The sequence below is a fragment of the Micromonospora sp. NPDC050200 genome (assembly GCF_040656135.1).
Classification (GTDB): Bacteria; Actinomycetota; Actinomycetes; order Mycobacteriales; family Micromonosporaceae; genus Micromonospora.
Map to the genome: position 1 here is coordinate 1 of NZ_JBFALG010000128.1, position 7,222 is coordinate 7,222.

4 protein-coding genes are annotated in these 7,222 nt (G+C 72.3%); 2 read left to right on the top strand and 2 right to left on the bottom strand.

What is annotated here, in order from left to right:
• Positions 1 to 49: 49 nt before the first annotated feature.
• Together AB0I41_RS34430 and AB0I41_RS34435 are read right to left on the bottom strand one after the other, a co-directional pair.
• The gene (locus AB0I41_RS34430; RefSeq protein ID WP_357115404.1) at positions 50 to 2,155 is read right to left on the bottom strand and encodes a hypothetical protein; all 2,106 of its coding nucleotides are present in this window, start codon (positions 2,153 to 2,155) and stop codon (positions 50 to 52) included.
• A 76-nt stretch (positions 2,156 to 2,231) separates the two neighbouring features.
• Positions 2,232 to 4,037: an Hsp70 family protein gene (locus AB0I41_RS34435; RefSeq protein ID WP_357115407.1), complete on the bottom strand. Its 1,806-nt coding sequence runs from the start codon at positions 4,035 to 4,037 to the stop codon at positions 2,232 to 2,234.
• A gap of 391 nt (positions 4,038 to 4,428) precedes the next feature.
• Here AB0I41_RS34435 and AB0I41_RS34440 point away from each other — a divergent pair, with 391 nt between their 5' ends.
• Both AB0I41_RS34440 and AB0I41_RS34445 read left to right on the top strand, forming a co-directional pair.
• Positions 4,429 to 6,633 (top strand): ATP-dependent RecD-like DNA helicase, encoded by a 2,205-nt coding sequence (locus tag AB0I41_RS34440; RefSeq protein WP_357115410.1) that lies wholly within the window; start codon positions 4,429 to 4,431, stop codon positions 6,631 to 6,633.
• Between the two features lie 96 nt (positions 6,634 to 6,729).
• The gene (locus AB0I41_RS34445; RefSeq protein ID WP_357115413.1) at positions 6,730 to 6,918 is read left to right on the top strand and encodes a hypothetical protein; all 189 of its coding nucleotides are present in this window, start codon (positions 6,730 to 6,732) and stop codon (positions 6,916 to 6,918) included.
• The last annotated feature ends 304 nt before the right edge of the window (positions 6,919 to 7,222 follow it).

A 7,222-nucleotide genomic window follows, 5' to 3' on the forward strand; every position in this document is an offset into this window, starting at 1 on the left:
CCGGGCCACCCGCGCGGTGTGGTCGGTCGAGGCAGTTCCTGCGCGGCGGTCAGCCCCCCGTCGAGGGGGTGCCGGAGACGACCGTCGTGGCCAGGTGCGGGGTCGGTGGCAGGCCCGCGAGGGTGAGGCGACGGGTGTAGGTGTGCCGTAGGTCCGCTGCGGCGGTGTGGTCGCCGAGTGCGGTGAGAGTGTCGACGGCCCGGTGGTGCAGTTCCTCGTTGTAGGGGTCGACGCGGATGCCGCCCTGCAGCAGGGCCAGGGCGGCTCGGGGTTCGGGTTGGGCCGACGCGGCGGCGGCGTAGGCGTCGATCGCGAGCCTTCGGGTGGCTTCTCGGGGCTGGTCCACCCAGGGCCAGGTGTGGCCGGCGGCGAGGTCGCCGGTGTAGCTGTCGATGACGGCCTGCCAGCCGGCGGAGGCGTCGGTGAGGGTGGTGGCGGCGTGGTGGGCGGCGGCGTGCAGCCGCCACAGGTCGGTGTCGACGTGCTCGGGGTGCAGCCGGTAGCGGTCGCCGGTGTGGTCGATGATGGCCAGGTCGCATACTCGGCGGATGGCGGTGCGCAGGTCACTGAGTGTGGTGTACAGGCGGCCGGCGACCGAGTGGGCGGGCAGTCCTGGCCACAGGGCCTCGGTCAGCTGCCGGGCGCTGGCGCCGTGACGGTGCACGGCGAGGAGCACGAGGGCTTGCAGGGCGGCGGTGCGCCGGATCGGGACCGGAACGCCGTCGACACGAAGCAGGCACGTGCCGAGCACCTGCAGGTGAACCGGCCGGCGGGCATCGGCGGCGTGGACCGGGGCAGGCGCGCTGGCAGCGGCCACAGGGTCGGGCGTCCGCGGGTAGGGAATAACGGCGTGAGGCGGGGCCTGCTTGTGCGCGGGTGGCGCCGCCGAAGCCGGTGGCGTGTGGGTGATGACGGTGAGCAGGTCGGTGGTCGCGGCCGGGTTGAGGACGCACAGCCGGGGCCCGGCCTCCCGCGGGCGGCGTACGTCGTGGCTGCGGCCGTCGGCGTCGACGTGCCAGGTGGCGCCGAGGGGCCACGCGCCGAGGACCACGGCGCTGACCCGACCGGTCCCAAGCTGCGCCGCCAGGCGGATCGGCGATGACGGGACCTCGGTGATCAGCACCAGCGGCGGGCGGTCACCAGGGTGGAGCGGGTCGCGCTGGTGCCGGTGAGGCGCGGCGCCACGGTCGGGGGTTGCGGTTTCGATGAGGACGACGGCGTCGTCCGCGCTGCCCGTCACGACCAGCCCGGGGATGGCGGCGGCTCGGACGGCGGTGGCGGCGGTGGTGCCGAGGAGCGTGGTGAGAGCGTTGTCGGTGATGAGCACGGCCACTGTGGGCCGTGACTGCCGCAGGCACGCCAGGAGGGCGGTCACCAGGAGTCCCCGGGCGGCGTGCAGCGCGCCAGGACCGGTGAACGCGACGCCCGCCGGTGCGCCACCGGCCAGCCCCGCCGGCAGCAGGGTGTGGTCGTGGTCTTGGCGGCGTGAGGCAGGCGGGGCAGGCGCGGGCGGGTGGGTGACGAGAGCCGCGTGGACGGCGGTCGCGGTGGCGGGCAGGGGCGCCAGGTCCGGATCGTCACGGTGCACTGTGACGGGTTGTCGGGGCTGGTAGCCGCGGCGGCGGCGAAGCCACACCAGCGCGGACGCGGCGGCGACCTGCTCGGCGGCGTCCCGCGGCAGCCACCCACCCGCAACAGTGACCCCCTCCACCGCGTCAACGCCGACGACGGTGGTGGCGGGGCTGGTGGTGTCGTTATCGGTGAGGTCGGTGTCGAGGGTTGCGGCGGCGACGGCGACGGCGGGTTCGGCGGGCCCGGTGGCGGCGGTGTGAGTGCTGGCGCCGAAGACCGCGGCGCCGGCCATGCCCGTAGCCGTGGCCTGCAGGGGTGTGGGCAGGGGCATCCGTCGCAGCCAGCGGGCGCCGGAGCGGACGCGTCTGGCGGCGCTGACGGTGGCCGTGTAGGCGACGAGAAGCCAGATCAGCCAGGCCAGGACCGTGAACGCGGCGGTCATCGTCTGTTCGGTCAGTGGCTGCGTGACCCACGCGCGCACCTGCTGCAGGTCCGGCCGCCCGTGCATCGGCCAGCCGACGACGGTCACCAGGACCAGTGGTGGGACGGCCAGGAGCAGGAGCAGCGCCACCAGCGACGCCACTCGCCGCGGCCACCTCACCTGCCCCACCCCCGCCCTGCCGACGACGGTCGAGCGCGTGGTCGCATGGTGCGCCCGATCATGTGTGGGATTGTCGGTCGGGGCGCAGGATCCGCGTCCACAGCTGGCGGATCCACCACGCGGTGACCGCGATCGCGTAGATGACCCCGAGGATCCCGGACGCGCCGGGGCCGACCAGGGCGGCGGTGATGACCGCCATGGGTGCGCCCAGGATCAGCCGCAGGACCGGCTGCCGCACCACGGCCATGATCGTGCCGATGCCGAGCAGGGCGCCACCGACCCGGCCGGTGACGTCGATGAACAGGATCATGTTCGGCCACCGGTCGGCGGTCATGGAGTACTGGATGCACAGCATCCCGGCGGTCGCGGTCACCACCGACCCGGGTGGGAAGGCCAGCAGCTGCGACCAGCCGCCGCGCGGTACCCGCCACTGGCGGGCCGCGACCATCGCCAACACCGCAGCCACCGCGACAATGGGTGCGACCGGAAGTAGCGCCCATCGCAGGAACGGGCCGACCGCGGTGCCGATGTAGGCGCTGCCGACCACCGCGTACATGCCGATGATCGCGCTACCCAGCGACACCGAGGCGAGGATCCCGGTGCCGGTCTGCACGCCCGGCGCCGTCGGCCCGGCCGGGTCGCGGGCGGCGATCGCGGAGGCGATGACCGTGCCCGCGCCCAAACTGGCGATCATCGCGAACACCGCCGCCATCGCCAGCTCACCCCAGTTCAGCAACGCCGTCGGGGGAATCACACCGAGGATCCCGCCCATCCACTCGGGGGTGAGGAGGAACTGCGCGACCAGAGCCAGGGACGCGAAACCGGGTATCGCGATCGCGACCGCCCGCCGCACCGGCGGAACCGGCGACACCTCCTCGACCGGCACACCGCCCGTGGCCTCGGCCGCGCCGGCGTCCGCCGCCCCACGCACCGCAGCCAGGCCAGGATCAGCGACCACGACAGGATCGACGCCCGTCACCTCGGTCAGGGTCTTCTCCAGCAGGGGCATCCGCGCCACGCCGCCCACGCAGTAGACCCCGATGATGCTGGCGGAGTCGACCTCCGCCGCGGCGATCGCTTCCACGGTCAGCGCGGCGACCCGTTCGAGGACAGGTTGTGCCGCCTGTTCGAGCAGTGCCCCGTTCCACACCACCGCCGGCCCGGTCGGCAGCGGCACGGTCACCGCCGCATGATCGGCCAGAGCGTGCTTGCCCGCCCGCACACTGGCGGTCAACGCCCACCACTGCCCCTGCCCGCCAGGCAAACCAGGGCCGGCGTCGGCCAGCGTGTTCGCCAGCGCGTGGTCGATGGCGTCACCACCGGCGGTGGGGTCGGCGAGGGTCGACAGCACCTCGAACCCGGCCGGGCCGCGCCGCAGAACGCTGACCTCCGCCCCCGCGCCGACGTCGCAGACCACGAGGAACGAGCCCACCGGAAGCTGCACACCCGTAGCCAGCAGATGACCGGCCGCCGCCACCGGGGCTTCCACCAGACGCGGTTGTGGCAGGCCAGCCCGGTGCGCGGCCTGCCTCAGCCAGGTCCGTCGCCGAGGGCCCCACCCCGCGGGCACCACCAGCCGCACATCGTCCAGGGGACCACCGACCGCGTGCTGCGCCTCCCCGGCCACGCGACGCAGGGTCGCCACGATCAGATCCAACGCGTCGACGCCCACGCCGCCGACAGGGAGGGTCTGCTCCGGTGACCGCCTCGGCGCCGGGATGAACCGGTCCGGCTCTCCAACCGCCGCCTGCCAGGCCCTCTGCCCCGTCAGGACATCCCCGTCAGCGGCCAGGAACACCGCGCTGGACAGTGCCGGTTCACCGTCGAACAGCAGCGGAGACCACCTACCGTCCGGCCACGCCACCACCGCGGTCGTGCTGGCACTCCCACAGTCGATCGCTACCCGCGCCTCCCCCGGTCGCATAGACCCCAGTCAAACATGAGGATCACCCTCGCGTCACCCGTGAATCACTCACAGACACCATCGTCAACGGGGGAGGGCGTCACACCGGCTGCGTGCACGAGTGACTTGCTGGAACCCGATCGAGCAGTACGCGTTGTCCCCTCACGTCCCACGCGATTGGCGCCTTCGACGACTGGGGTCCGCAGGGTCGGGTATGCGTTGGCCCGACGCGCCGCGTCGTCCTCCGTGACCGCCTCGAGTCCCAGGCCTGGCTGCAAGATCCGTACGTTGGTGGGGTGCGGGCCGCTGGGCGCCTGTCTGTGCCGCGCCGGTAGGCGGCACGATGTGAGGCGTGATCGCGCCTGCCCGCCCGTCGCTTGCCACCCTGGACGCGGTGCTCGAGCGGCTGACCTACGTCAACGAGGAGACCGGCTACACCGTCGCCCGGGTCGCCACCGACCGCAGCAGCGACCTGCTGACCGTGGTGGGGGCGTTGTTGGGTGCGCAGCCCGGGGAGAGCCTGCGGCTGTCGGGGCGGTGGTCGTCGCATCCGAAGTACGGCCGGCAGTTCGAGGTCGACTCCTACACCACGATGCTGCCGGCCACGATCCAAGGCATCCAGCGCTATCTCGGCTCGGGCCTGGTCAAGGGCATCGGACCAGTGTTCGCCGAACGGATCGTGGCCCACTTCGGTCTGGACACCCTCCGGGTGATCGAGGCCGAACCCTCCCGGCTGGTCGAGGTGCCCGGGCTGGGGCCGAAACGCACGGCGAAGATCACCGCGGCGTGGGAGGAGCAGAAGGCCATCAAGGAGGTGATGGTCTTCCTGCAAGGCGTCGGGGTGTCGACCTCCCTGGCGGTGCGGATCTTCAAGCAGTACGGCGACGCGTCGATCGACGTCGTCACGAAGGAGCCGTACCGGCTGGCCGCGGACGTGTGGGGCATCGGGTTCAAGACCGCCGACACCATCGCCCAAGCCGTGGGCATCCCGCACGACAGCCCGCAGCGGGTGATGGCCGGCCTGCAGTACACCCTGTCCGAGGCCACCGACTCAGGCCACTGCTACCTGCCCGCGCAGCAGCTGGTCGCCGACGCCACGAAGATCCTCGACGTGCCCGCCGACCTCGTCACCGGCTGCCTCGACACCTTGGTCGCCGACGAGGGCGTGGTCCGCGAGACGCTGCCCGGCGGCGATGGTGAACCGGTGCAGGCGGTGTATCTGGTGCCGTTCCACCGCGCCGAACAGTCCCTCGCCTCCTCCCTGCTCCGCCTACTCAACGACCGGGCCGACCGGCTGCCCCACTTCACCGGCGTCGACTGGGGCAAAGCCCTCGCCTGGCTGAAGGCGCGCACCGGCGCGGACCTGGCCCCCGAACAAGAGCAGGCGGTCCGCCTCGCCCTCACCTCGAAGGTCGCGGTCCTGACCGGTGGACCGGGGTGCGGCAAGAGCTTCACCGTCCGCTCGATCGTCGAACTCGCCGCCGCCAAGAAAGCCAAGGTCACCCTCGTCGCCCCGACCGGCCGTGCCGCGAAGCGGCTGTCCGAGCTCACCGGTCATCCCGCCGCCACGGTGCACCGGCTGCTGCAGCTGCGCCCCGGCGGGGACGCCTCCTACGACCGGGACAACCCCCTCGACGTGGACCTGCTCGTCGTCGACGAGGCCTCCATGCTCGACCTGATCCTGGCCAACAAGCTCGTCAAAGCCGTCCCGCCCGGCGCGCACCTGCTCCTGGTCGGCGACGTCGACCAACTCCCGTCGGTCGGCGCGGGCGAGGTGCTGCGCGACCTGCTCGCCGCCCCCGCTGTTCCGCGGGTGCGGCTGACGCAGATCTTCCGCCAGGCCGCCCAGTCCGGGGTCGTCACCAACGCCCACCGCATCAACGCCGGCAAACCACCCCTCCTGCAGGGCCTGCCGGACTTTTTTCTGTTCGCCTGCGACGACACCGACGCCACCACCGCCCTGACCGTCGACGTCACCTGCACCCGCATACCAGCGCGCTTCGGCCTGGATCCGCGGCGGGACGTGCAGGTCCTCACCCCCATGCACCGCGGCCCCGCCGGCGCCGCCGCACTGAACACCCTGCTGCAGCAGCACCTCACCCCGCACCGCGAGGGCCAGCCCGAGCGGCGCATGGGCGGGCGGGTGTTCCGCATCGGCGACAAGGTCACCCAGATCCGCAACAACTACGACAAGGGCCAAGCCGGCGTCTTCAACGGCACCCTCGGCATCGTCACCGCCCTCACCCCCGACGAGCAAACCCTGACCGTGCGCACCGACGAGGACGAGACCATCGACTACGACTTCGACGAACTCGACGAACTCGCCCACGCCTACGCCATGACCATCCACCGCTCCCAAGGCTCCGAATACCCCGCCGTCGTCATCCCCCTGACCACCAGCGCCTGGATGATGCTGCAACGCAACCTGCTCTACACCGCCGTCACCCGCGCCAAACAACTCGTCGTCCTCGTCGGCTCCCGCCGCGCCCTCGCCGCCGCCGTACGCACCGCCGGCGCCGGCCGCCGCCACACCGCCCTCAACCACCGCCTCACCTGACACCCGCACTTCGAACGCTTGCACGATGCCCGTCGTGGAAGACGTGGCGGGGCGCTGGTGGAACAGCATCTGGGGACGCCTGGCCCGCCGCGGCGTATGGCTCACCCCCGAGAGACCCGGTGGAAGGTCATCGCCCGCACCGGAGACAGCGAGACCGGTCGCGTGCTGCGGTGGGAGTTCGACACCGAAGCCGAGGCCCGCGCCATTGTCGAACGCCTCCTCGCGGCCGACGCCGGAGGCACGTGGCGGCAGCAGACCGCCGACGCATCCTCCCCGCCCCGCTGACGGCACGCCGCCCGACCGGCGGGCCGTGCAATGGGCGCGGCTGCCCTGTACCGTGCCAAAACTCGTCGCACAGGATGTGAGCTGCTGTTTCGCGACAATGACGCAGGATGGCAGGCGTGTTGGTTCGTCGCTCCAATGGAGACGGGTCTCCACGGACCAATGGCCCCGGGTGTAGGCGTTGAGGTGGTGCGGGCCGGCCAGGTCGGCGTCGAGGCTGACGATGCCGTGGATGATTTCTTTGCTGGTGCGGACTCCGTCGAGGCCGCCGGTGTCGCGGCGTAGCCGGAAGACTTGCCGGGCGCCG

Bases quoted from the DNA above. Each gene is read 5' to 3' on its own strand.
- AB0I41_RS34445 (WP_357115413.1), top strand. From the start codon at position 6,730: ATGGCTCACCCCCGAGAGACCCGGTGGAAGGTCATCGCCCGCACCGGA.